The following is a 22,885-nucleotide window of genomic DNA, read 5'->3' as shown; positions in this document are numbered from 1 at the left end:
ATTCCGTCTGGTTGGCAACTTCAGCCGCGTGCGAGCGCGTCGCACAGGAGGCTATAGAAGGCGTCACTGTCGACATCCGTCAGCCAGTGAGCATTTGCCGGCCGGCCGGTCACGCCGTTTACATCGACGATCGTCTGCCCGTAGGTCAGCCCTTGCGCGGTCTCGATCTCCACATTGACTTCCCTGCCCTTGAATATGTCGGGTGCCAGCAGCATGGCGATGACCGCCGGGTCATGAAGGGCTCGCGGCGCGCCCGCGCGGGCACAGGCGTCATAGAGCCCGAGCAGCTTCGTCACCTCGGCGGTGATGCCGTTTTTGGCCGCGGTCAGACGGCGAAGCTCCGTCTCAGTCACCAGAAGTTTCCGCGTGACGTCGAGAGAGACTACGACCTTGCGCACGGGTGCGGCAAAGACGCGGGCGGCGGCATGGGGATCCACGAAGACGTTGAACTCGGCGACGGCATTCATGTTGCCGCCCTGCGAGGCCCCGGCCATCATCACCAGACCTTCGAGGCGATCCGCTATCTCCGGGCGCTTGGCGAGCGCAAGCGCGATATTGGTGAGCGGCCCGAGCGCGCAGATCGTCACGGTCCCCGCAGGACGGGACAGGAGAGTGTCTATGATCCAGTCGGCCGCGAACTCCGGCCGGGGCGCGGCGCTGGAAAACGGGAGATCCCAACCCGCCGTTATCGCTTTGCCATGAAGGACGTCCGCCGTGACGAGCTTACCCACAAGCGGCGCCGCCGACCCGACGAAGACGGGCACATCCTCCCGCCCCGCTAGAGCCAGAACCTTGAGGGCATTGGCCGCAGTCCCGCTTACACTGATGTTTCCACAGACGGCGGTGATGCCAAGCACGTCGAGCGCATCGCCATGCGCCAGCGCAAGAAGGATGGCGAGCGCATCGTCTTGGCCGGGATCAGTGTCGATAATGATGGATTGCCTGGGCATCGGGCGCGTCCACTTAGGGGTGGGGGATCATGGCGGAGACGATCTGCCGGAGCGAGACGCTGCCGATGACGGCGCCGTCCAGGTTGACAACATCCGCGCTGTCCGCGTCGGACGCGGCGATCTTGCGGGCCGCATCCTGAAGGGTGTCGTCTTTGGCGACGGCAACGCCGGTTCCCGTTCCGCTGCCTTTCGCCATGGCCGCGTCTTCGCCCTTCGCCTGGTTCTCATTCATCCAGGCAAGGACCTTGTTTATCTGGTCGGCCTTCAGCTGACGCTTCTTCAGATAGTCAATGACCTCGCCGCCCTCTTCGAAGAACTTTTTCGAGACGAGCGTTTTGATGTTGTCCGAATCAGCCCAGGCATTCGGCTTCGGATCGGCGCATTCGGCGACCGCGGTGCAGCGCTTCCACTCTTCCGGATTGTTCGGAACGCCGAGATCGACCTTGACCATTTCATAGCGCCCGAGAAGGCCGGTCGGCGACCAGTAATAGGCGATGATGCCCTCCTGGCGCTCGTAGGCGCGTGAAATGGCGCTGTCGAGGCCGGCGAGCGAGCCCGGATCGATCAAATCAAAATTATGGTCGGCCATCTTGTTGGCCTTGTAGAGCTGCGCCGTCACGATTGTCGCGCCCCAGCCCGGCGCACCGTTGTAGATACCGCCGCGCGAGGGATTTTCTGGGTTCTGGAAAAGCTCCGGGTGCTTCAGCACACCGGCGAGCGTCGCAAGGTCGCGATCCTTGTCGACCATGTATTTCGGAACCCAGAGGCCCTGGTTCCCGGCGTCGGAGAGCGGGTCGGACACGGCAACGATCTTGCCGGTCTCCACGCCTTCCTTGTAGAGCGCGGGAACGACATCGACCGCGCCTTCCGGGATAATGTCCGGCTGGCCCTTCTCGATCATCGCGGTGATGCCCGGAACCGTATCACCCGCAACGAGATTGGCGTGGCAGTCGAATCCGTTGTTCAGGATGAACATGTCCATCGCGGCCAGAAATTCAGCCGACATGGAGCTCATATCGGCAATGGTGACGTCGTCACAGGACGCCGCCTGAGCCTGTTGAACAGCAAAAAGGCTGATTGCGCTGGCAAGAGCCAGACCCAGAATTCTCATCGTAGTTCCCTCCTGATTGAATACGACTAAGGTTGCGCCCTGAGGCGGCGTCGATGTAGGGAAACGCGAGCCGGTCACACGATGCCATCGGGATGAGCGCATCGCAGAAAGTCGAAACATTTTACAATATTCCAGTCTACACCACGTCAGTAAGCCGTAATCCATTGCAGATCGCGGACCTGAACAACCAACGGGCGTCTATTTATCACCCGGCCGGGCGCCCGTATCGCGCAAAAAAATCACCGGCGGTTGATCTGGCTGTCGCATTTCCGTCATGTGTCTGCTGGGCGCGCCTGCTCGCGCAACCAAGCCTGAAGAGTACTGGCGGCCGGCGACAGGGGCTTTCGATCGCTCCAGGCCAGGCAGAAACCGATCGGATCGACGACCGAGAGATCAGAAAAGCGTACGAGCTTGCCCTGATTGATCAGCGGCCGGACCATCGCGTCCCAGCCGAGCGCAAGCCCTTGGTTCGCTTCTGCCGCTGCCAGCAGGACCGTATATTTGGCAAAGCGCTGGCCACGAAGCGCCTGATGGACGATCGAATTCGCCTGGAAAAAATCCTGCCAGCGCGGCCAGTTCGGGGCGATCCAGTCGAGATGCAGAAGTGGCAGCTGCCAGATCGCGGATGGCGGCGTGTCGCGATACTGCTCGGCAAAGGCATGGCCGCAAACCGGGTAGATCAGGTCGTCATAGAGCGGTTCGCTGTTCTCGTTGGGCCAAGCGCCGTTGGCCGGCCTGACGAAGAGATCGACCTCGGCATTGCGATAGTCACCCACCTTTTCCGGGATCAGGTAATTCACCGTGATCTCCGGAAAGAGGCTCGCGAAGTTCGCCATGCGTGGCATGAGCCAGAAGGTCGCAAAAGCCTCGGTACAGGCGAGCGTCACCGTCTCCTCGGGTTTTTCCGTCGTGATCGTCCGGATCGTGTCCGACCAGCGGGAAAAGCTGGAGGAGATCTCCGCAAAGAGGTCCTGAGCTGCGGCGGTCAGTTGCACGCCATTCTTGCCGCGTATGAAAAGACGGATGCCAAGCTCGTCTTCCAGCGCCTTGATCTGACGGCTGACCGCGCTCTTGGTGACATTCATCTCGTCGGCCGCGCGGCTGAAGCTGGCAAGCCGCGCCGTCGCTTCGAAGACCGCCAGGCTTGTGAGCGGCGGGAGGCCGTAATATTTCCGTACGATCGCCGTTCTCTCCCAGCTGGACCCTGCGCGTCGGGCCAACAAGCATCAAGGCGCCGCCACGCCCACTATAATCCAACGGACCCGGTTAAACCATATTCGAATCGGACGGTACGGCCCCTCTCTGCAACTAGCATATTGCCGTCCCGGCCTTTACGCAGCCGATCGCCATGCCCGCTCGCCGGCCGTTATGAACCGGATGGCGCTTGGCTCGACACCTGCCCGACGCCTCGCTCGCCTGGTTGAAGGCGAACTTCTTCCGCACGGAACTGGAGCTCAGCCATTGCCTTCGGCTTCCCGAGGAAAGACCCTGCGAATGCGACATGTATCTCACCTGTGCGAAGTTCGTGACGACTCCGGAGTACGAACCGCGTTTGCGTGAGCGACGCATGCGTGAGATCGCCCTTGCGGATGACGCGCAGTCAACGGGGTTCCAGCGAGAGGCAGAACGTCATGATTGCACTCGCCATCGCATCGAACAGTTGCTCACCGATCTCTTCGAGCGCTGGTGATGTCGACAAGTTGCCCAACATTCAGGCAAAGTGAAATAGAGAGAAGTGGAAAGTGCCCCGCGCAGCAAACAAAGTGAATTGCGATAACGCCCGTTCGGGAATGCGGTCGAGCGGATCCATCAGGCGTGTCCCAGATAGTGTATGCCGACCAGGATGAAGGCAGTCTCAGCGACGATAATTGCGACGGCATCGCCGCCGACATCCAGCACCCGACGCAGCGAGGTACGCATCCCGACGGCGACAATGCCAGCCAGCAGCGCCCAGCGCGAGGTCTCCATGCCTAATCACAGCCAGAGATCAGCATTGAGGGTCTCAACGAGTTGGCAACCGTCCTGACGGCGTTCGGCACGAATCGGAAGCAAGGCGCACAATCCCGTCCTCCAAGGAAGAAGGAGAGGGACAGTGCGGAGAAGCCGACATCGCAATCGCGCGCAACTCGTCCTCGAGCTGGAACGCCAAATTCCACAAACACCGCTGGCACCTCGACCACCGATTGGCGCTGCCGTACCAGGAAGGCCAGCGTTTCCTCGATCCATGCCTTGGCTCTATCATCGTTGCGCGCGCGTAGCTTCTCGCGCCGGTTCCTCTCCTGCACGGTCATATGCGATAGCTGCCTGTAGCGTGACACCAGACCACCAGAATGACTGAGGCCGGTGCATCATAACAAATGCACCGGCCTCGCAATGTATAAGACCCGCTATTCGAATGAGATAGCGGGCCTGAAAAAGCCAGGAATCAAACACGTGGAGCCTGTTAGCGGCTGAGAACCACGATCCCGGCGTCGCCGGCGTCGTTCATCTGCACCGTGGCATGGGAGCCGGCGCCGAGGTTTGCCGGAATGGCGACGTCGGATGCGATGGCGACGGTCTTGCCGCTTGCGAACGTGATGACGCGGGCCGCGGGATCATAGGACTGGACCGCGCCGCTGACGGGCATGGCTGCGAAAGCGGAACCGGCGATCAGGGCGAAAGCAGCGGCGGAGAGAGCGATTTTCTTCATTTCAGTCACCTTCTTCTTTGTTTGTTTGTCGCTCGAAGCGGTCTGTCCGTTTCGATGAGGAATAGATAGCCGCGTAGGATCGTCCATAGAAGGCAGTTAATTCTGACCAGAATGTTCATTAAAAATGAACGATTACGATTATCCATCATCACGAGATTGGGGAGCATCGGTGTGATTTGACTTGCGAGGCGCGTTATGGCGCCAACCGGTTTGCCGTAAATGCAGGCAGGACAGGCGGGCCATCAGGCTGGATCGAATATGCCCTGCCGGAAGCGATGTCGTGCAGAAAACCGGCGCGGCGCCCCCTTCTGCAACCTTCTCTTCCGCGAGCAGGCCGATGATCTTAAAATTGCTGGTGTTCCGGGCTTGTACCGAGCCTCCGACATCCCGCCTTGTCAGCCATACTGGTCCGTTGCAGTACGTCTCAAGGTGATCGCGGATTGGTTTTCCTGTTGCGGCAGATACCCAATTGCTCGGTCTGATGCTGACGGAGGGCGACAATGCGCAAGGTTCTGGTCACAGCAGGTGCCTCCGGCATCGGTAAGGAGATAGCCGCAGCCTTTCTGGCCGCTGGCGATGCAGTCTACACCTGCGACATCAATGCCGATGCGTTGAAAGCAGCGGCGGTCGATCTTCCTGGATTGAAAACCGGTGTCTGTAATATCGGCGACCGCGCCCAGATCGAGCAGATGGTGGCTGACGCCGCCGCGCAGCTCGGCGGCATCGATGTGCTGGTAAACAATGCCGGGATCGGCGGGCCCACCGCCTCAGTCGTGGACCTTGAACCCGACGACTGGGAGCAAGTGCTCAAAGTCGATCTGACGGGCACCTTCCTCGTCACCAAGCACGCGATCCCGCATCTGATCCGTTCGGGCAACGGATCGATCATCATCATGTCGTCGGCGGCCGGCCGTTTCGGCTATCCGAACCGCAGTCCCTATTCGACCGCGAAGTGGGGGCTGATCGGGTTCATGAAGACACTGGCGATGGAACTCGGCGAACATAATATCCGTGCTAACGCCATCCTTCCCGGCGCCGTCGATGGCGACAGGATCCAGCGCGTTTTTGAGGGTCGCGCCAAGGCCACAGGACAGAGCATCGACGAGATCAAGGATATCGCTATGGCGAACCAATCGATCAAGCGGCTGATCGATCCCAGGGACATCGCGGCCCTGGCTGTCTTCCTGGCATCGGACGCGGGCAAGACGATCTCCGGGCAAAGTCTGCCGATCGACGCCGACATGCAGCGTAACTGATCATGGCATCTCCTGCCCGCGCGGGCAGTCCGGCCGATAGCGAAACTCCTGTTACCCGGCCTTGGGCCGGACGCATCTATCTGCTTGTCGGCATCGTGCTGCTCGGGCTTTCGCTGCGGCACGCGGTCACCGGCGTCGCGCCGCTATTGTCCACGATCAGCGCCGATATCGGCATGGGAGCGGTCGGCGCGACCATTCTCGGCATGTTGCCGACGATCGCCTTCGGCCTTGCGGGCTTCCTCACTCCGCTGGTCATCCGCAAGATAGGGCTGACACAGACGGCCGTATTGGCGCTTGCATTGGGTGCTTTGGGCACGATTATACGCGTTCTCGGCGGGACCGAAGTCTTCCTGGTATTTGGTGCGGTGGCGCTGTTCGGCATGGGCATGGGCAACGTCGTCGGCCCGCCGCTGGTCAAGCGCTACTTCCCCGACAGGCAAGCAACGGCGATGAGCCTGCTGGTGTTGACGACCCAGGGCGGCGCAACGATTCCGGCCATGCTCGCGGTCCCTCTGGAGAGCGGTGGCGACTGGCGCATCGCGGTCGGCTGCTGGGCTGCGCTGATGATTATTGCCGCTCTCCCCTGGATCGCTGCGATCGTTCGTGATCAGCGCGGACCCGTCGAGCATGCTGCTGCTTCCGCAGGCGGCCCAGGTTACGGTCTCTCGGCTCTTGTCAGGAACAGGGTCTCGGTCGGCGCGGCATTGTTCTACAGTATGGCTGCCCTCAACACATATGCGCTGCTTGCCTGGCTTCCAACGATATTTGCTGCACAAGGCCAAACCCAGGCACAGGCCGCGACGATGTATTCGATCTACACATTTATGACACTGCCCATGGCGGCGATCACGCCTGCCATCGCGAGCAAGCTGAAGAACCCGCTCCCGTTCGGGATATTCCTGTCCTTGGTCGCCGCCATCGGTTATCTCGGGATTCTCTATGCGCCACCATCGACGGCGATGGTCTGGGCTTTTATCGCGGGCATCGGAGGCGGCGCGTTTCCATTCGCCATGACCATGTTCAACCTCCGGACGCGTTCACCGGCAGGTTCCGCCGCGGTCACCGGTTTTGCCCTGGGCTGCGGTTACGCCGTCGGAACGGTCGGCCCCTTCCTGGGCGGACTGCTGTCGTCGGCGACCGGAAGTTGGGATCTGCCGCTTCTCGTATTTGCCATCACCGCCATCCCGATGGCGTTCGGGGCATTCCTGCTCTCTCACAGCGGAGTATTCGAGGATCGGTCACTTGCTTTTGGGCAGCAAAGATTTCCAGGTCCGGCATCTCAATGATGCCGCGGTCGAACTGCCCCTATTCGGTTTCCGTGCGGAGTTTTATGACTGACGCTGCCCGCGAGATCCCGTGATACTCGGGGAACGCTCCACGCTTGAATTGGCGATAGGCATCGCGAACAGCGGGAGAAAGAACTAAACACCTAAATCATTCTAATATTCATCAGGGAGCGCGCACCCATTTGGCTGCCCGTGATTGATCTCTGACTTCTGCAAGAGAAATCGTGCAGTACCGCTGTCGGTGATGAGGGTATCAACAATGCCTGTCATGAGAGCCGCATGGATGGCTTGTTGACGACTTGTACCGCCCGACACCAGGATCACGTCTGGAATGCGGCTCAACTCGTCGAGTGAGATCGTCAGGAGTCGCTCGGTCAGATCAGCCGCAACCGGGCGACCGTTGCTGTCGATCAGATTGCCCAGTATTTCGGCGGCAGGCGAAAGAGCGGCTGCTTCCACCTGGTCGGCGGGCGTCACGGAATCGTGGATCATCGAGACCCCCGTCGCCCAGGGCGCTGTGGTGACAATTGCACGCGTCAGGAAGGAGAACTGCGCCCAAGCGGCAGCGATAGCAGGCTCGCGCCGCAGAATTGCCACTGCGTCGGCGCTGCCCAGTCCGAAGGGAGCAAAGACGGGATAGCACGGACCACCAGAAAGTTGCGCCATACGGCGTATCGCCTCGGTCGGGTTGTCCCATAGCGTCGTCGCTGAGGTGACGCCGATAATCTGAACGATGGTGCAGGCCGGCAGGCTGCCCAAAGCGCGGGCGATCCGGCCTGTTGTTCGCCCCGAGGCCAACCCTAATACGTCGTCGGGTGTCAAATGTTCAGTAAGATAGGATGCGGCAGCATGAGCCAGTGCGTTCTGCAACGCATCTTCGGGCATCTCCGGCAAGACGATGGCATGGCGAAGGCGCCAAGTCTCGCAAAGTCTGCGGGCGCGGTCGGGATCCAGGCCGTCAGGGCGGGTCAGGTGGATCTGGACGATTCCCTGTTCGCGCGCGTCGATCAGCAGCCGTGCGACCTTGAAGCGGCTGATCCCCAGTGCCTCGGCAATGGCCGAGCGGGATTGGTCGCGCAGGTAATACATCTCAGCCGCTTGCAACATAAGCGTGGATCGGGCCGCCGAAATGGCCTTTTGTGCTACCCCTGATCTCGCGGACATGCGCGCCTCTCTTTGTCATGTGTCTTCCCGCCATTGATTGCGCGGGAAGACAGGTGCGTCAACGATCAGACGGCCAGCGGTGGCGCGACCAGCCGCGCCTTTGCCGCCAGCGCCTTTGCCGCCGCGACACTTTCGGGGACCGCGTGCCAGAAGCGGGGCTTCATTTCCAGGTTGAAGACGGCACCACGAGGAAAAGCGCAGCCGGCCATGATGGCGGACCAGGGGATATCGCCCCAACCCATCGGCAGGTGCAGATCGCCATGCCCGTAAACGACACGTTCGGAATCGTTATACATCCAGATGTCGTCTTGCAGGCCAAAACTGTCATGCAGGTGGACATGGCGCGCCCACGGCGAAAGCACCGCCAGTTCCGCCAGAAAGTCCTCGCGGCGACCGTCATAGGTCAGCTTCAGATAAGCATGGCTGACATCCAGTGTGGCGGCGACATTCGGATGGGCGAGAGCGGCCAGTTCCTGCGCCAGTCTGGCAGGCGAGGCGGTGACATTCATCCCGTGATAGCCCGCAAACATCGTTTCGACGCAGATATATAGCCCCAGGTCTCGGGCGATATCGCCGGCTTGTGCCAGTGCCTCGCGCTGGCGGGCATAGCCATCCTCGACCCCTGTGGCCTGTTGCTGGCGCATCAGACCGCCATGCAGCACATAGTTTTCGGCCCCCAGTTCCGCCGCGACCTCAAGCGAGGCGCGCAGCACCTTCATGTGGTGAGGCAGCCGCCAGGGCTCATCCATCAGGTTCAGGGACAGCGGCCCGTGGACGCTGTAGACCAGTCCGCGATCCGCACAGGTGGACTTCAGAAGCGCCAGCCGGTCGCGCAGGATCTTCGCACCGATGACAATATCCATGTCAAAGGTCGGGATCTCGACTGAGGTGACGCCATAGCCCTGTAATTCGTCCAGTTCAGGGCCAAAGCTGGTCAAGTCGAGCGAGGGAACGCGGGCCGAAAGCCCGACATCGGGGAGGTTGGTCATGCGTGATGTCCTGTGGTTCTGAGTGAATTAAACGGTGGCCGCGATGCGCTCGGCGAGAGGGACGTTTTGCCCGGCATGGCGACGTCCTGTGGCGGGATCGAAAAGCTGGAGTGCGGCCATGTCGAAACCGATGGCAACCTGCGCGCCGGATTGCAGGGCAAAATCATTTGGCACCTGTGCGATCAGATTGCAGCCGGACAGGCTCAGATGCGCATGGCGATGGGGGCCGATATTCTCGATCAGTTCCACCCGCGCCATGACTGTGTGCGCAGACGGATGGGCGGTGATGCCGATCTCTTCGGCCCGCAGGCCAAGCCTGACAGCGCCATGTGGCAGATCGGGCCAGCGGGCGGCGTCAAAACGCACTTCCTGCCCGTCGCCAAGGCAGAGCACGCCCCGCTTCGGGTCAGCGATGGCATCGACCAGCCCCATGCCAGGCGCGCCGATGAATTCCGCCACGAAGGTTGATTGCGGGTGCTGATAGACCTCGGACGGGGTACCGACCTGCTCGATGCGGCCGGCATTCATCACCACGATCCGGTCGGCCAGTGTCATCGCTTCTACCTGGTCATGGGTGACGAAGACCGTCGTTGTGCCAAGTTTCTGATGCAGCCGGCGGATTTCCAGTCGCATTGCCACCCGGAGTTTTGCATCGAGGTTCGACAATGGCTCGTCATACAGGAACACGCGCGGCGACCGGATCATGGCGCGGCCCATCGCCACGCGCTGGCGCTGGCCACCCGAAAGCTGCGACGGCTTACGGTCCAGGAAATCGGTCAGCGCCAGCGATCCGGCCACCGCGCTGATGCGGGCCTGGCGTTCGGCCTTTGGAACCCCCGCCACCTTCAGTGCATAGCCAATGTTCTGCGAGACGGACATATGCGGGTAAAGCGCATAGTTCTGGAAGACCATCGCGCAGCCGCGCGCGCGCGGTTCGATGTCATTGACGCGCCGCCCATCGATCAAAATGTCACCCGTCGTCACGGCCTCCAGCCCTGCGATCATCCGCATCAGGGTGGACTTCCCGCAACCAGAGGGGCCCAGCAGCACCAGGAACTCGCCCGGCGTCACGGTCAGGTCCAGCCCGTGCAGCACGTCATTGCCGCTATAGGTCTTGCGAAGCGAGCGGAGCTCGATGCCGGTCATATTGGCACTTCCTTATTTTTCAGCCGAGATGAGCCCGCGCACAAACCACCGCTGCAACAGCAGGGTCACGAGGACGGGGGGAAACAGAACGATCAGGTTTGCGGCCATGGCGGTGTTCCAGACCGGCGGCTCGCCCCAGACGCCATTCGGGACAACCTTTTGCAACTGCATGGTGGCGGTGGCGAAATTTGCCTGATCGGTGATGATCAGCAGCGGCCAGAGATACTGGTTCCAGGCAAAGACAAACATGATCGTCGCCAGCGCGATCATATTCGCGCGCGACAGGGGCAGCAGGATATCCCAGAAGAACCGCAGCGGCCCCGATCCGTCCATTCGCGCCGCCTCGGCCAGTTCATCCGGCACGGTCATGAAGAACTGGCGGTAAAGGAAGGTCCCCGTCGCGGTGGCGACCAGCGGCAGCACCAGCCCGGAATAGGAATTCAGCAAGCTCCATTGCGGCAGATCCACGCTGAGCCCGGTCAGGTTCAGGATCGCCTCGAACGGGGCGAGTACATCGGCGGCGACCGAATAGGTGGGCACGATCCGCACTTCCAGCGGTAACATCAGGGTGATGAAGATCGCCCAGAAAGCCAGCTTCTTCAGACGGAAGTCGAAATAGACGATGGCAAAGGCAGAAATTGCCGCCAGCGCGATCTTTCCCGCCGTCACGGCGATGGCCACGATCAACGAGTTGACCATGACGCGGCTGAAGTTGCCTTTCTCCCAGGCGGTGGCGAGGTTCTCGAACAGATGCCGGCCGGGTAATAGTGGCATCGGCACCTGGTTCACGGTGTGAAAATCATGGCTGGCCGCGACCAGCACCACCCAGAAGGGCAGCAGCAGCGCCACAAAGCTCAGGACCAGCAGGACCTGAACGATTGCGTCGAAGACGGGGGTGCGTTCGATCATTGTCCGGGCCTCAGTTGTAATGGACTTTCCGCTCGATGAAGCGGAATTGCACGAAGGTCAGCGCCATGATCAGCACCATCAGGATCACCGACTGGGTTGCGGCCAGCGAAGAATCCTTGCCCTGAAAACCGTCGGTATAGACCTTGTAGACCATCAGTTCAGTCGCCCGCGCCGGCCCGCCCGAGGTCACGATATCGACGATGCCGAAGGAATTGACGAAGCTGTCGGTAATATTGATCACCAGCAGGAAGAACAGCGTTGGAGCCAGCAGCGGCAGTTGCAGATCCCACACCCGCCGCAGGGGGCCGGCGCCATCCATCGCCCCGGCCTCGAGCAATGCGCGCGGGATCGACTGCAACCCGGCCAGAAAAAAGATGAAATTGTAGCCAACAAGGCTCCAGGCTTGCGCCAGGATGATCAGTGTCAGCGCGTCATTGCCGTCAAGCGCCGGGTTCCACAGGCCCGGGAATACCCGGTTGATCCCGGCAATCAGCCCTGCATCGGGTGCGAAGATGAAGCGGAACGCCAGACCTACGGCGGGCGCGGCCAGCGCATAGGGCAGGAAGAAGCCGGTCTTTAAAATCTGATGCCCGCGCATGCGGCGATCCACGAAGACCGCCAGCATCAGCGCAAGGAGGATCGACAGAGCCGAGGCGGCAATCGCGAAGATGACAGAGACGCGGACCGACCCCCAATAACGCGAATCCTGCAAGACACTCAGGTAATTGTAGAAACCGACCCACTCATTGCCGCCGCCGAAGGGGCGTTCAAGGGTGAAGGACCACCACAAGGCTTCGCCCGAGGGCCAGTAGAAGAAGATGAATACCAGCAGCAATTGTGGCAGCAGCAATGCTGCGGCTAGCCAGCTGTTCGAGAAAGTCGCACGTTTATTCAAGGCAGTGGTCCCGGGCCTGGGTGCAGAATACGACCACGGGCGCGACTGCGCCCGTGGCAGGTCAGGGGTCTGGCGATCAGGGCAGTTCAGCGCCGCGATAGGTCTGCTCGAAGCGGCGCAACGTCTGGTTCGACCGTTCGGCGGCTTCGGTTACGGCGGTCTTCACATCGGCCTTGCCCGACAGGAAGGTTTCCATCGCAGTGCGGATTTCATTGCGGATGGCGATATGGTTGCCCAGCCGGATGCCACGGGTCAGGGGGGTCACGTCAGAGGCCGTCAGCGAAGCGATGGCGACCTCGCGGCCCCTGAAACGGTCCTGTTCATAAAAGCCGCTGTTTTTCAGCAGCTCGAAGCCCGGAAGAGTGACCGGAATATAGCCGGTATTCTCGACCATATAACGCTCCCCCGTTTCAGCACCGGTGACATAGGCGAGGAAGGCGGCGGCGGCCTTATATTCCTCGGGCGACTTGCCCTGCAGCACCCAGAGCGCGGCCCCGCCCACGATCGAGTTGTGGCGATTATCCACATCGATCACCGGCATCAGGGTCACGTCCCAGTTCAGCCCGTCAACCTGGGTGTCCTTGATGACACTGTGGTTGCCGATGGTATGAACCATCGAGGCGCAGGTGCCGTCAGCGAAGGCCTGCACCAGCGATTTGCCGGTCTGCTGGGTCTGCACGCGGGCAAAGCCCTGATCGACCCAGTCCTTGTAACGCTGCATGTGGTCGACAAAGGGCGTCTCGTGGAAGGTGACTTCTGCGCCCAGCCCGCCATAGCCATTGTCCATGGTCGCCACCGGCAGCGCATTCACCGCCGAGAACTGTTCCAGGTTCATCCAGGCGTCATAGTCGAAAGCAAAGCCACATTCGATGCCCGCTTCCTTCATCGCCGCCAGATCGGCGCCAAGCTCATCCCAGGTCTGCGGCGCATGGTCCTTGCCGATCTTCGCCCAGGCATCCTTGTTCCAGTAGAAGACAGCGGTCGAGGAATTATAGGGGAAGGACCACATCTCGCCCGTCGAAGTCGCGTAATAGTTCGCGATGCCGGGGAAATAGGCCGACCAGTCGATGTCCAGCCCGTGATCCTTGGCGAACTGGTTGGCCGGATAAATCGCGCCCGAGAGCATGAAGTTCACGGTCCCGATTTCATACATCTGCACGATTGTCGGCTGCTCGCCTGCGCGGAAGGCGGCAATCGTGTTTTGCTCGGCCATGTCATAGCCGCCCTGCCCCGTGCAGGTCACCTCATACTCCGTCTGCGACCCGTTGAAGAGGGCGCATTGCCGTTCGACCACCTCGCCCAGCTGGCCAGTCAGCCCGTGCCAGAAGTCGAATTTGATGCGGTCATTTGCATTGGCAGCAGAGGCCAATGCCAGAAGAGAGCACGAAATTGCCCCCAGAATATACGGTTTCATCATCCCACCTTTGTCCAGATCTGACGCGTTCTTTCAATATGAGCATTTATGCTCATGTTGCTGTACCGGCCTTGCATGATAGATTGGTGACGGGTGAATGAACCTTTTATGTGCAAGGGTGGCCTGTTTGCAGCCTACACGCTGTACGGATCGTTCACTCTTCAGGTCGGGGATGGTTCGATCACCCTCGGTGAACAGAAGGGTGACGTCTGGCCTGCTGCCGGAGCTTCACCAAATCGCCAATGCCTCGCAGACACCGGATCATTGAGGCCGGATCTGGAAACCCTGGTCTGCCCCATGCAAAGTGATCCTTCATGAAGTATGGCTTACGAGCCTCAGAAGGATTGAAATGGCGGTGAAAAGGCAGTTCTTGCTTATTTGGCAGAGAGTGGACCGCAAATCTTCCCCCTCAGTGTCCCTGGCCACATCAATCGTGGCAATCTGGTCTCTGGTTTCGGCCCCGAGGTGACGGGTCTCCTCGACCTGCTCGAGACCGCCGGTCAGGCAGCTCCCTGGATCAACTTTGCATTGCGGCTGATGAGACCAGTGCGCATCCTGTCAAACAGTGAAACCCAGCTGTTCCAGGCGTAGTCTCTGATTGAAGCGGCCACGAAACGAACCGTGCCCTCGATCGAACTGCGTCAACCATAGCTGTATGAGACGACAGACACCCGGCGCGATGTAGTGCCACTCGACATGCCGGTCTTCCTGCCACGCTAGGATGGCATTCGAGGTCAGCTCGGTGCCATAGCACATCGGGAAAGTTGCTCTGCCGTGGCTGACGGCGCGCGAAGCCCTGCTGTTGATTTCCACCAGGAACTGACCCGGGGATTGGAGTGGACCCCTCGGGCTGGACCACGGAGGCGCTTCGAACTAAGCCGCCTGCTGGGCGAGTTGGGTTTCAAATTCTGCTGGCGACATGTAGCCCAGTGTCGAGTGCCGTCGACCGGTCTAGCGGCTTCCGGCCTCATCCTGTCCATTCCCAGCGAAACCTGTCGAGCAATTGGGCGCTGCTTGCGGCATCGTGCTACAGTAGCGTAGAATAGCGTCTCGCGGCGGGGGCCTCGACAAGAATGCAACTGCCCAGAGACCCGCGACGTGTATATGCCCGAAAGCCTGCAGATCGCCGCTACCCATATCCGGCTAAGTACAAATTTGTTCCTGCGTTTCGGCGCGCCGTTAAGCGCCATCTGGATGGGCAGCATCCTGCTCAACATCCTGCTTTTGCGCGGCGCGGTCGAGATTGGCCTTCTCAGCCGATTCGCAGGCCTGATCGCGCTTGCTCCCATCATCCTGCTGCAACTGGTCGTCTTTGCGGCAATGTTCATCGTTCTGCGCGACGGGCTGCCGTTGCTGCGCCACAGGCATCAGCCGGTCGAGGCGGACGCCACGGAACTCGAAACCACGCCCCGTGACGGCAGTCTTTTCGCCGGTGCGCTGCTCGCCGTCCTCATCCCCTTCTATGGCTATTATGCGGGCTGGGGCTTCCTGTCCAACACGCTGCGCGACTATTCGAAACTGTTTCTCGACACCCAGAACAGCCGGATCGACTTTCTTGCGCCGAGGGATCATGGGCCGACCGCGCTGGAGGTGCAAAGCTCATGGTGGATTGTCGTAGCAGTCCTGCTGATCTGGGTGCTGCGTCGCGTAGCCAAGAGCCTGCACAAGAAGACCGGCAACGGCGTCTGGCCGCTGTTCATCGTGGCGTGCGAAACGGCGTGGGCGCTGCTCGGTCTCTATCTGATTTCCGGCTGGCAGGATCAGCTTGTGGCATGGCTTGCACAATTGCCTTCGCCGCGCGAGCTTCTGGACTTTCTGCTTCCCACCGCCAGCGCCGAGGTGATGAGTCCCGCCACGCGCCCGATCGACTGGGTGCCGGCGTTTCAACCGCTGCAGTGGTTGAACGCGCTGTTCTGGTATTCGGCCCTACCGCTGATCTGGTTCAATCTCGGCGCCATCATCTATGGCCATGACCTGAACCTGATGACGGACAGCACCCAGCGTGTGACGGCTCATATGTTGCAGCGGTGGAGCGGCCTGCCGAAGCCGATTACCGATTTCATCGGCTATTTCTGGGGCGGAACGGTGAAGCGCTGGCATGCGGTCGTCAACGGTGTGATGCTGGCAGCCTCGGCCGGCATGGCGCTGACGGTCTCGGTCATCGTACTGTGGCGCTTTGCCGATTATCTCGGGCGCTGGGCATGGGTTGGAACGGCGCAGTTCGTAGGTCCACAGGACCCGACCGTGTGGCGGCTGCTGCAGCAGCCGCTCAATCTTCTGTTCGGTTATCCGGGCCAGCCACAAACCGGGCTAATCGTGGTTATCGTCCAGTTCTGCATTCTGGCGGCAGGACTGGAACTGGCCGGGCGTGCACAGCAGAAAGCCGCGGCTACTCAGCCTTGAACCTGCGCACCTCCGGCTTGAGCGGAAATGCGAGTGCGGCGGGCCGCGTTCCATAGCCCGAGACGCGTAAGGTCAAATCGTCGAGCGCCGACGCCGGCAGGCGATAGATCTGGTCAAAGGTGGTCGGACTACTCTCCGTAACCTCTGTGGGATTGCAATCGCCGTTGTCCTTCCCGTCCGAAGCCAAAATCCGGATCGCGCCACGAATTGAATAGTCGTAGATGGGCAACCACATCTGGCCATCCGATGATCGCAGGCTGGCGCGGCAATCCACCCACGATTGCGCATTGGTCTGTAGTCCCTGGAGGTCGATACGCACGAAGAGAAGCGCACGATCGGGCTTGTTATCCACAACAGCGGCCCGCGCCTCGCGCACGCCGACGCGAATGCCGTCCAACTCGCCCTCGGCTCCACTGACGGATACGGCCTTCCATTCTCGCTGATGGCCGAGATCCTTGAGAACAGACCACCCCGTCACGCAGAGTGTGGCCGTGAACAAGACGGCTGTAACGGCAAGCCACCGCAGATTCTTCAAGGCTCCAGCCTCAGCATTGGCTGATTTCCCGGCATGGCTGCGGGACCCGCAAAATGCACGGCGCTGTCCATCACCATGCCGCCACGCGGGGCAAGAGCCAGTCGCCCACCAACGATTTCGTCTTTGGGCACCTCGAATATGGCGACGGTTCGATCCGTCAGTCCCGGCTCGAAACGGGCCAAAGAAAGGTTGCGCGGCGCCTCTTCAAGGCGGGCAGACTGGCTGTACTGCCGTCCGGTCGCGCCGAGCCAGATCGCCTCAAGCTGTCGCGATTCAGACCGGCCGCTAATCGAAAGCTCCGCGACGAGAAAGGTCGCCGACGTGTCGCGCGAAACATCCTCCTTGAACCGCGTGTAAGAGATGGCGTCGGCCCTTTTCAGCGCTGTCAGTTCGGCGATAAACTGACGACCCTGCCCGATTCCGTCCTTCCCCGCGAAAACGGCGAAAGGCTGGAAACTGCTGTTGTAGTCCGGCACAGTGTTCATCATTGCTCCGAGAGCCACGCCACCCAGCAACACCGCTATCAGATTGCCGAAGATGTTCATGCCGCCTTCTCCGGCCGCACGCTCAAGGTGCCGGTTGGATAGAACAACAGCCAGCTCGCCTTCGAATAGAGGTTGTCATTGAGCTTGAACTTCTGCGCGCTGAACTTGATCGATACGTCCTGCTCCTGCCAGTCCTGCGGAATTTTCCAGACGATGGTGACCGCCTCGCGAATGCGCGGCTCAAGCTGCTTCAAAAAGTAATTGTCCCGCACCAGATTGACCTGCGGGGTTGGAAAATCCGTATCGCCGGATGAGAGTTCAGGCAGTTTTTCCGGAAAGCCGAACACCGCCTTCTGCGTCGCACCAGTTACATTCTCAAGCAGTCCAGTGAGCACCAGCATACGCTCACCCGGCTCCCTGCCGGGTTTAATGGTGAGCTTTTGCGGAGTGAAGACCGAACGGCCAACGCTGACCGGTTCACCGAACGCGATCTCGGGCGGTGCATCCGGAATGCGCGCATCTTCCACTTTCATCCACCATGTTACGACAATGGCAGCAAAGACGCCGATTGCAGCGAGAACACGGACGCGGATTTGACGAGCTGTAGATTTCAGCAAATATCGAGCCATAGCCATATTGAACCGGATACCCGGCCCAGCTTCAAGCTTTTATGCCAGGTCACCGGCCGCACCTCGTTGATCCGTCGACAGAGACCATAGGCTGATCTTCCACGCTAACCCCGACGTCCACGCGGCCTATTGTCGTAATCCAGTCGATGACCGAGCGCGTGAGCAGGGTATCCGTGACACAGCAGATATGCCCTATTGACGATCTGCTGCACGGTTGAAACGATCGGGCAATGATTTATCGCGCCGCTTTATCGATCATCGTCGCTCTGGCCCTCGAAGGCTGCTGCAACTGCGACATGCTTGGTGGCAGCCAGCCGGCACACTGCAATGCGGGGTTGGCCGCAGGGGCGGTCCTTGCAGCAACTGCATCCGACGGCTTTGTCGCAAACTCGAAGCTGTGACGAATGGGGTCAACGGATACTGTGTTCAGGCGGCGAGGATTTCGAACTGCTCGGCCAGTGATGGATTGTGGAATGGTCAATGTGGTTTCCTCGCTCGGCCATCATCTCTTCCAGATCCCGAAGGCTGAGGTTATACGTCAGGTACCAGCGTACACACAGCAGGATCACCGAACGGTCGAAGTGGCGGCCTGAAAACATGAAACACTCCCAGTCATGAGGGGCAGCATTCATGCATCAGTCTTGGTTGACACCGAGTTTGCGAAAGTACCGTCGAGGCCGCAGTCCTCGCTCGGCTACCAGACCACGGCGGCCTTCGCCGAGATACTCGCCACAACCTGCTCCGACGCTTCGCTCAATGTGAGCTTCGCGTCTCCACCGGTTGTAAAACCCGCGTCCTATGGCGTAACAGAAACGGACAAGGCTCTAATCGCCGCTGGACGAAAGTTCAGTGGCAGGTCACTCGGAGCAATCATGCTTCTTGGGGAAGCAGACAGCAAAAAGCCTCGCTACCGGGGGCAACGAGGCTTTTTCTTCAATTCTGGTTGCGGGGGCAGGATCTAATCTTCACTTGCTGCCCGAACAAGTAAAGATGGTTGCGGGGACCGGCGTCGATCATAACTTGCAATCGACGCCGGTAAAGATGGTTGCGGGAGCACGCACCCATCTTTGCTTGCTTTTTCGGACCGCGGCGTAAATGCCGATTCTTACCAAAGTTGGGGTCGAGGGTTCGAATTCCTTCGCCCGCTCCAGTTTCATCAGGTAATCAAGGCTTTACATAACGGTCGCCGCAAGGTGGCCCTTCCCTCTTGAAACTTGGTCAACACCTGGTCAACTCCGGATTGTATCCGGGCAGGCGCGCTTCCCTGGTTGAAAGTCGTGACTTGGTGCGGTGTCGGTGCCGATCTGATCGACATTGCCCGCGAATCCTTGGGCACCTCGATTGCCGCAACCGTGGTCGCCGGAGTCGGTAGAAGTGATTAGTCCAAGTGGCTGCGTTTTGAACAGATTGGGCCATATGTCGAGCTACCAGAGGAATCACGACACGACAGGCATCCAGATCCAAAGGGCGACGAGCGTGATAAGGAGGACTGGCGGTGTCAGTATGAGGCCAACCTTCATGTATTGTCCCCATGTGATGCGCTGGCCTTTCTGTGCAAGCACGTGAAGCCAAAGCAATGTCGCAAGCGATCCGATCGGCGTGAATTTTGGCCCGAGGTCGTTACCGATGACGTTGGCATAGACCATAAGCTCCTGTGTGAAAGCCGGAACATCCGCCCTGTCGATAGCAAGCGCGCCAACAAGAGTGGCAGGCATATTATTCATGACCGAGGCGAGCACTGCGACTACAAAACCTGTGCCGACGGTAGCGATGAATGTTCCCTGAGCGGCCAGCCAGAGCAAGATGTTGGCGGCCATATCGGTCAGGCCTGCGTTTCCAAGCCCGTAGACGACGAGATACATGCCGATTGAGAAGAGGACGATTTGCCAGGGTGCGCCACGCAGTACCTTGGCAATCGGCACGACAGGACTCGTTTCGCTAGGGAACCAGCGGCCCGCAACGGCTAGCAGGACAAGGGCGGCCGCACCGGTCACGAAGGAAATTGGCACGCCCATTGGCCCGGTCACGAAATAGGCAACAAGAAGGAGGCCCAACAATGGAAAGGCGGTTCGAAAGACGGCATGATCATGAATGGCGTGACGTGGTTCTTCCAGCTCATCGACCCGATACGTCACAAGAATGTCCCGGCGAAACCAGAACGAGAGGACGAGAAGTGTGGCGGCGAGCGAGACGAAATTCACCGGAACCATGACGGCAGCGTATCGGCCGAAGGAGATGCCGAAATAGTTCGCCGTGACAATGTTGACCAGGTTGGAAACGACGAGAGGAAGCGAGGTCGTATCGGCAACGAAACCGCAGGCGACCGTAAACGCCAGTGCCGCTGTCGGCGGAAAGTCGAGGCGTAGAAGGATGGCAAGAACAATTGGGGTCAAGAGAAGTGCGGCGCCGTCATTGGCAAACACTGCTGCGATTGCAGCGCCGAGGATGATGATCAACGGGAATAGCCTTCGACCATTTCCGCCGCCCCAGCGAGCGACGTGAAGTGCGGCCCAGGAAAAAAACCCGGCCTCATCAAGGATCAGCGAGATGATGATGAGCGCAACAAAGGTAAAAGTCGCGTCCCAGACGATATCCCAGACGGTGCCTACATCGGCCCAACCGACGACCCCGGTCAGAAGGGCAACGGCGGCGCCGATCAGCGCCGCCCAGCCAATGCCGAGGCCCCTTGGTTGCCAGATAACGAGAACGAGGGTGGCGACAAAGATCGCAAGAGCGAGCATGGAAATGTTCCCGTGAAAATCAGATCGAGCGCTGGTTCACGCGCATGGATAATTCGGCCGCGCTTTCGACGCGTTCGGAATAGCGATCTGTAAGATAGGCGGAACGACCGCGCACGAGCCAAGTGAACTTCACCAGCTCCTCGCAGACGTCGATGACGCGGTTATAGTAGGAAGACGGCTTCATGCGGCCCGCCTCGTTGAACTCCAGGAAGGCTTTTGGCACCGATGACTGGTTCGGTATCGTCACCATCCGCATCCAGCGGCCAAGAACGCGCATCTGGTTCACGGCGTTAAAGCTTTGCGAGCCCCCGGAAACTTCCATGACGGCAAGCGTCTTTCCCTGTGTCGGACGCTTCGCCCCAAGGCTAAGCGGGATCCAGTCGATCTGCGCCTTCATGATACCGGTCATCGCCCCATGGCGTTCGGGGCTGACCCACACCATGCCCTCCGCCCAGTTAGCGAGGTTACGAAGCTCCATAACCTTGGGATGGTCCGGCCCCGCGCCGTCTGGCAACGGCAAGTCTCGTGGGTCAAATGTGCGGACGTCGCAGCCGAACCAGCGAAGAAGCCGTCCCGCTTCCTCCGACAGCAGCCGGGAATACGACCGCTCCCGGATCGACCCGTAGAGGATGAGGATGCGCGGCGGATGCATCGGTCCGTTGAGGTCGACGAGCGCTGCCGTGTCGATTGGCTGCAACTGTGACAGGTCAACGTCCGGCAGGTCGAAGGAAACCGGATCTGTCACGATTTAACGCTCCCCAACGTCACCACCTCGCCGTCTTCCTTGACGTAAGAAGAAACCGGATTGGTAAGAAGGCTGAGTACCTTTTCAGACGGGCGACACAGGGCTACACCCTTATCCGTCACGACGATCGGGCGGTTAATGAGGATAGGGTGAGCAATTATCGCGTCCAACAGCGCGTCATCGCTCAGAGACGGATCATCCAGACCGAGATCAGCATAGGGTGTCCCCTTCTCGCGCAGGAGCTGGCGCGGCGTCATGCCCATGGCATCGATCAGTTTCTTCAGCGTCTCTCGCGAGGGCGGTTCCTTCAGATACTCGATGACTTTCGGTTCCTCACCAGACTGGCGGATCATGGCGAGCGTGTTGCGGGACGTGCCGCAAGCGGGATTATGATAGATCGTGACTGTCAACTGCATTTTTCCGGTTCACATTGCAATGCCAACTGGCCGAGATCACCGCAGATTTCCGGCTTCCCTGAACAGCAGTCGTCGGTAAGGAAGACGAGCAAGCCACGCATGTTGTCGTAGCTCGCTGAGTAAAGGATGCGGCGACCATCGCGCCAGGAACGCAAAAGTCCGGCTCGTTCAAGAGCCGAAAGGTGGAAGCTCATCCGCGTCGGCGGGATCGACAACGCCTCAGCGATCTCGCCCGAAGGCAAGCCGTCTGGCCCTGCGCGCACCAACAAGCGGAATGCGGCCAAGCGGTCCCCGTGTGCAAGGGCGGAGAGAGCTGCAACTGCTGAATCATCATCCATAGAACGATATTACAAATATCCTTGTAATATTCAAGTATGAATGGCATCGGAAATGACGGCGACCGAGCCCGTCCAGATGCCGATCCGAGTTCCACGATGAAGTAGAGACCGGTGAGCTAGCCCGAAATGACGAGCGCTTTGCGATCACCGCTCGCGGGCATCTGGCCCGTATGGCCGCCGTGCGACATCGACATGGGTTCGCCTCCTGCTGGCTGCGCCCCATGCGTCGTCGCGGTCGTTGAGGCCGCCGCAGCTTAAAGCTCCGGCGGCCCGAGTCCTTACTGCTGGCCTGCGTTCTCCTCGACCCAGGCGGTCATCTCCTCGATTTCCGGACCTTGAGCGTCGATGATCTTCTGAGCCATCGCTTTCGACTGCTCGTCGTCGCCGTACTCGAGCTCGACCTCAGCCATGGCGATGGCGCCCGCATGATGCGCGATCATTCCGCAGTGGAAGGCGAGATCGGGGTCCTTGATGGTGTGGGTGGCCATCATCGGGACGTTCATCCTCATCATGGCCCGCATGGAGGCCTGTTGGGCCTCGTTCATGCCTTCCATGCTTCCCATCATGCCCGACATGTCCATGCCCTGCATCGTCTCCGACGCATCGGACTGCTGGATCGCGTCCCGGCAGCCCTGCGGCAGGATCGACAGATCGGCCATCTGGCCGTGCTGGCCGGCCTGCCCCTGTGTCCCGCCCTCCTGAGCGAGAGCCGGGGACGCGACGAGAAGTACGGCGAGGGTTGAGGCTAGCTGAAGTTTGCGCATGGTCGTTCTCCTGAAGGTTG

General features: G+C 60.1%; 23 protein-coding genes and 3 pseudogenes. 5 read left to right on the top strand and 21 right to left on the bottom strand.

The annotated features are described in order from the left end of the window. Nucleotides 1–20: 20 nt before the first annotated feature. From KYK29_RS16405 to KYK29_RS16395, 3 genes are all read right to left on the bottom strand, one after another. The gene (locus KYK29_RS16405; protein WP_254691973.1) at nucleotides 21–950 is read right to left on the bottom strand and encodes a nucleoside hydrolase; all 930 of its coding nucleotides are present in this window, start codon (nucleotides 948–950) and stop codon (nucleotides 21–23) included. A gap of 13 nt (nucleotides 951–963) precedes the next feature. Further along, a complete protein-coding gene (locus KYK29_RS16400) occupies nucleotides 964–2,061 on the bottom strand; it encodes a glycine betaine ABC transporter substrate-binding protein (protein WP_254691972.1) in 1,098 nt (365 codons plus the stop codon). 272 nt (nucleotides 2,062–2,333) lie between these two features. Continuing rightward, the gene (locus KYK29_RS16395) at nucleotides 2,334–3,281 is read right to left on the bottom strand and encodes a LysR substrate-binding domain-containing protein (protein ID WP_254691971.1); all 948 of its coding nucleotides are present in this window, start codon (nucleotides 3,279–3,281) and stop codon (nucleotides 2,334–2,336) included. Nucleotides 3,282–3,445: 164 nt separating this feature from the next. On the opposite strand from KYK29_RS16395, the gene KYK29_RS16390 reads away from it, so the two are divergent. Then, nucleotides 3,446–3,751, top strand: a complete 306-nt coding sequence (locus KYK29_RS16390) for a hypothetical protein (RefSeq protein ID WP_254691970.1) — start codon at nucleotides 3,446–3,448, stop codon at nucleotides 3,749–3,751. 119 nt (nucleotides 3,752–3,870) lie between these two features. Here the strand turns inward: KYK29_RS16390 and KYK29_RS16385 are convergent. From KYK29_RS16385 to KYK29_RS16380, 3 genes and pseudogenes are all read right to left on the bottom strand, one after another. Beyond that, nucleotides 3,871–4,035 (bottom strand): annotated as a pseudogene (locus KYK29_RS16385) (putative sulfate exporter family transporter); the annotation flags it as partial. 197 nt (nucleotides 4,036–4,232) lie between these two features. Then, a pseudogene (locus KYK29_RS22640) lies at nucleotides 4,233–4,382 on the bottom strand (IS110 family transposase); the annotation flags it as partial. Nucleotides 4,383–4,504: 122 nt separating this feature from the next. Beyond that, a complete protein-coding gene (locus tag KYK29_RS16380; protein ID WP_254688919.1) occupies nucleotides 4,505–4,750 on the bottom strand; it encodes a hypothetical protein in 246 nt (81 codons plus the stop codon). Nucleotides 4,751–5,250: 500 nt separating this feature from the next. Between KYK29_RS16380 and KYK29_RS16375 the strand changes: the two genes are divergently transcribed. Both KYK29_RS16375 and KYK29_RS16370 read left to right on the top strand, forming a co-directional pair. Next, the gene (locus tag KYK29_RS16375; protein WP_254691968.1) at nucleotides 5,251–6,006 is read left to right on the top strand and encodes an SDR family oxidoreductase; all 756 of its coding nucleotides are present in this window, start codon (nucleotides 5,251–5,253) and stop codon (nucleotides 6,004–6,006) included. Nucleotides 6,007–6,008: 2 nt separating this feature from the next. Continuing rightward, nucleotides 6,009–7,292, top strand: a complete 1,284-nt coding sequence (locus KYK29_RS16370) for an MFS transporter (RefSeq protein WP_254691967.1) — start codon at nucleotides 6,009–6,011, stop codon at nucleotides 7,290–7,292. A gap of 153 nt (nucleotides 7,293–7,445) precedes the next feature. Here the strand turns inward: KYK29_RS16370 and KYK29_RS16365 are convergent, their stop codons facing one another. From KYK29_RS16365 to KYK29_RS16340, 6 genes are all read right to left on the bottom strand, one after another. After that, complete coding sequence (locus KYK29_RS16365; RefSeq protein ID WP_254691966.1) at nucleotides 7,446–8,381, bottom strand: sugar-binding transcriptional regulator; 936 nt, start codon at nucleotides 8,379–8,381, stop codon at nucleotides 7,446–7,448. Between the two features lie 140 nt (nucleotides 8,382–8,521). Continuing rightward, nucleotides 8,522–9,445 carry a sugar phosphate isomerase/epimerase family protein gene (locus tag KYK29_RS16360; protein ID WP_254691965.1) on the bottom strand — a complete coding sequence of 308 codons (924 nt, stop codon included), beginning with the start codon at nucleotides 9,443–9,445 and terminating at the stop codon, nucleotides 8,522–8,524. A 27-nt stretch (nucleotides 9,446–9,472) separates the two neighbouring features. Further along, on the bottom strand, nucleotides 9,473–10,591 hold the full coding sequence (locus KYK29_RS16355; protein WP_254691964.1) for an ABC transporter ATP-binding protein: 1,119 nt from the start codon (nucleotides 10,589–10,591) through the stop codon (nucleotides 9,473–9,475). A 12-nt stretch (nucleotides 10,592–10,603) separates the two neighbouring features. Beyond that, entirely contained in the window at nucleotides 10,604–11,500 is an 897-nt protein-coding gene (gene ugpE, locus KYK29_RS16350) for a sn-glycerol-3-phosphate ABC transporter permease UgpE (protein WP_254691963.1), read from the bottom strand. A gap of 10 nt (nucleotides 11,501–11,510) precedes the next feature. Then, nucleotides 11,511–12,395: a carbohydrate ABC transporter permease gene (locus KYK29_RS16345; RefSeq protein WP_254691962.1), complete on the bottom strand. Its 885-nt coding sequence runs from the start codon at nucleotides 12,393–12,395 to the stop codon at nucleotides 11,511–11,513. A 76-nt stretch (nucleotides 12,396–12,471) separates the two neighbouring features. Continuing rightward, on the bottom strand, nucleotides 12,472–13,812 hold the full coding sequence (locus KYK29_RS16340; protein WP_254691961.1) for an extracellular solute-binding protein: 1,341 nt from the start codon (nucleotides 13,810–13,812) through the stop codon (nucleotides 12,472–12,474). 1,101 nt (nucleotides 13,813–14,913) lie between these two features. Here KYK29_RS16340 and KYK29_RS16335 point away from each other — a divergent pair. After that, nucleotides 14,914–16,212 carry a hypothetical protein gene (locus tag KYK29_RS16335; protein ID WP_254692046.1) on the top strand — a complete coding sequence of 433 codons (1,299 nt, stop codon included), beginning with the start codon at nucleotides 14,914–14,916 and terminating at the stop codon, nucleotides 16,210–16,212. On the opposite strand, the gene KYK29_RS16330 is transcribed toward KYK29_RS16335, so the two are convergent. From KYK29_RS16330 to KYK29_RS16320, 3 genes are read right to left on the bottom strand one after another with little or no spacing between them, the layout of a single operon-like run. After that, complete coding sequence (locus tag KYK29_RS16330; RefSeq protein WP_254691960.1) at nucleotides 16,199–16,747, bottom strand: hypothetical protein; 549 nt, start codon at nucleotides 16,745–16,747, stop codon at nucleotides 16,199–16,201. The two genes, KYK29_RS16335 and KYK29_RS16330, sit on opposite strands and share 14 nt — an antisense overlap. Then, nucleotides 16,744–17,292, bottom strand: a complete 549-nt coding sequence (locus KYK29_RS16325; RefSeq protein WP_254691959.1) for a hypothetical protein — start codon at nucleotides 17,290–17,292, stop codon at nucleotides 16,744–16,746. Before KYK29_RS16325 ends, KYK29_RS16330 begins: the two co-directional genes overlap by 4 nt. After that, nucleotides 17,289–17,867 (bottom strand): hypothetical protein, encoded by a 579-nt coding sequence (locus KYK29_RS16320; RefSeq protein WP_254691958.1) that lies wholly within the window; start codon nucleotides 17,865–17,867, stop codon nucleotides 17,289–17,291. Before KYK29_RS16320 ends, KYK29_RS16325 begins: the two co-directional genes overlap by 4 nt. Nucleotides 17,868–18,091: 224 nt before the next feature. Here KYK29_RS16320 and KYK29_RS16315 point away from each other — a divergent pair, with 224 nt between their 5' ends. After that, a complete protein-coding gene (locus KYK29_RS16315) occupies nucleotides 18,092–18,262 on the top strand; it encodes a hypothetical protein (RefSeq protein WP_254691957.1) in 171 nt (56 codons plus the stop codon). A 54-nt stretch (nucleotides 18,263–18,316) separates the two neighbouring features. Here KYK29_RS16315 and KYK29_RS16310 read toward each other — a convergent pair. The 6 genes and pseudogenes from KYK29_RS16310 to KYK29_RS16285 all read right to left on the bottom strand — a co-directional run. Further along, nucleotides 18,317–18,460, bottom strand: a pseudogene (locus KYK29_RS16310) (IS6 family transposase); the annotation flags it as partial. A gap of 837 nt (nucleotides 18,461–19,297) precedes the next feature. Continuing rightward, nucleotides 19,298–20,602, bottom strand: a complete 1,305-nt coding sequence (locus KYK29_RS16305) for an arsenic transporter (RefSeq protein ID WP_254691956.1) — start codon at nucleotides 20,600–20,602, stop codon at nucleotides 19,298–19,300. Between the two features lie 19 nt (nucleotides 20,603–20,621). Next, complete coding sequence (gene arsH / locus KYK29_RS16300) at nucleotides 20,622–21,347, bottom strand: arsenical resistance protein ArsH (protein ID WP_367881001.1); 726 nt, start codon at nucleotides 21,345–21,347, stop codon at nucleotides 20,622–20,624. Continuing rightward, nucleotides 21,344–21,757: an arsenate reductase (glutaredoxin) gene (arsC, locus tag KYK29_RS16295; protein ID WP_254691955.1), complete on the bottom strand. Its 414-nt coding sequence runs from the start codon at nucleotides 21,755–21,757 to the stop codon at nucleotides 21,344–21,346. Before arsC ends, arsH begins: the two co-directional genes overlap by 4 nt. Next, nucleotides 21,754–22,101 (bottom strand): ArsR/SmtB family transcription factor, encoded by a 348-nt coding sequence (locus KYK29_RS16290; protein WP_254691954.1) that lies wholly within the window; start codon nucleotides 22,099–22,101, stop codon nucleotides 21,754–21,756. The genes arsC and KYK29_RS16290 overlap by 4 nt, the downstream gene beginning before the upstream one ends. 278 nt (nucleotides 22,102–22,379) lie before the next feature. After that, nucleotides 22,380–22,865: a DUF305 domain-containing protein gene (locus KYK29_RS16285; protein WP_254691953.1), complete on the bottom strand. Its 486-nt coding sequence runs from the start codon at nucleotides 22,863–22,865 to the stop codon at nucleotides 22,380–22,382. Nucleotides 22,866–22,885 lie beyond the last annotated feature (20 nt).

The organism is Shinella daejeonensis (assembly GCF_024281235.1).
GTDB lineage: Bacteria > Pseudomonadota > Alphaproteobacteria > Rhizobiales > Rhizobiaceae > Shinella > Shinella daejeonensis.
Note: the sequence above shows the minus strand (reverse complement) of the source record. Positions and strands in the feature narration are given on the sequence as shown.

Coding starts and splice junctions, on each gene's coding strand:
- KYK29_RS16320 (WP_254691958.1), bottom strand. CDS start 17,867: ATGGCTATGGCTCGATATTTGCTGAAATCTACAGCTCGTCAAATCCGC.
- KYK29_RS16360 (WP_254691965.1), bottom strand. CDS start 9,445: ATGACCAACCTCCCCGATGTCGGGCTTTCGGCCCGCGTTCCCTCGCTC.
- KYK29_RS16380 (WP_254688919.1), bottom strand. CDS start 4,750: ATGAAGAAAATCGCTCTCTCCGCCGCTGCTTTCGCCCTGATCGCCGGT.
- ugpE (WP_254691963.1), bottom strand. CDS start 11,500: ATGATCGAACGCACCCCCGTCTTCGACGCAATCGTTCAGGTCCTGCTG.
- KYK29_RS16370 (WP_254691967.1), top strand. CDS start 6,009: ATGGCATCTCCTGCCCGCGCGGGCAGTCCGGCCGATAGCGAAACTCCT.
- KYK29_RS16365 (WP_254691966.1), bottom strand. CDS start 8,381: ATGTATTACCTGCGCGACCAATCCCGCTCGGCCATTGCCGAGGCACTG.
- KYK29_RS16400 (WP_254691972.1), bottom strand. CDS start 2,061: ATGAGAATTCTGGGTCTGGCTCTTGCCAGCGCAATCAGCCTTTTTGCT.
- KYK29_RS16355 (WP_254691964.1), bottom strand. CDS start 10,591: ATGACCGGCATCGAGCTCCGCTCGCTTCGCAAGACCTATAGCGGCAAT.
- KYK29_RS16325 (WP_254691959.1), bottom strand. CDS start 17,292: ATGAACATCTTCGGCAATCTGATAGCGGTGTTGCTGGGTGGCGTGGCT.
- KYK29_RS16285 (WP_254691953.1), bottom strand. CDS start 22,865: ATGCGCAAACTTCAGCTAGCCTCAACCCTCGCCGTACTTCTCGTCGCG.
- KYK29_RS16315 (WP_254691957.1), top strand. CDS start 18,092: ATGATTTATCGCGCCGCTTTATCGATCATCGTCGCTCTGGCCCTCGAA.
- KYK29_RS16335 (WP_254692046.1), top strand. CDS start 14,914: ATGCCCGAAAGCCTGCAGATCGCCGCTACCCATATCCGGCTAAGTACA.
- KYK29_RS16405 (WP_254691973.1), bottom strand. CDS start 950: ATGCCCAGGCAATCCATCATTATCGACACTGATCCCGGCCAAGACGAT.
- KYK29_RS16340 (WP_254691961.1), bottom strand. CDS start 13,812: ATGATGAAACCGTATATTCTGGGGGCAATTTCGTGCTCTCTTCTGGCA.
- KYK29_RS16290 (WP_254691954.1), bottom strand. CDS start 22,101: ATGGATGATGATTCAGCAGTTGCAGCTCTCTCCGCCCTTGCACACGGG.
- KYK29_RS16305 (WP_254691956.1), bottom strand. CDS start 20,602: ATGCTCGCTCTTGCGATCTTTGTCGCCACCCTCGTTCTCGTTATCTGG.
- KYK29_RS16375 (WP_254691968.1), top strand. CDS start 5,251: ATGCGCAAGGTTCTGGTCACAGCAGGTGCCTCCGGCATCGGTAAGGAG.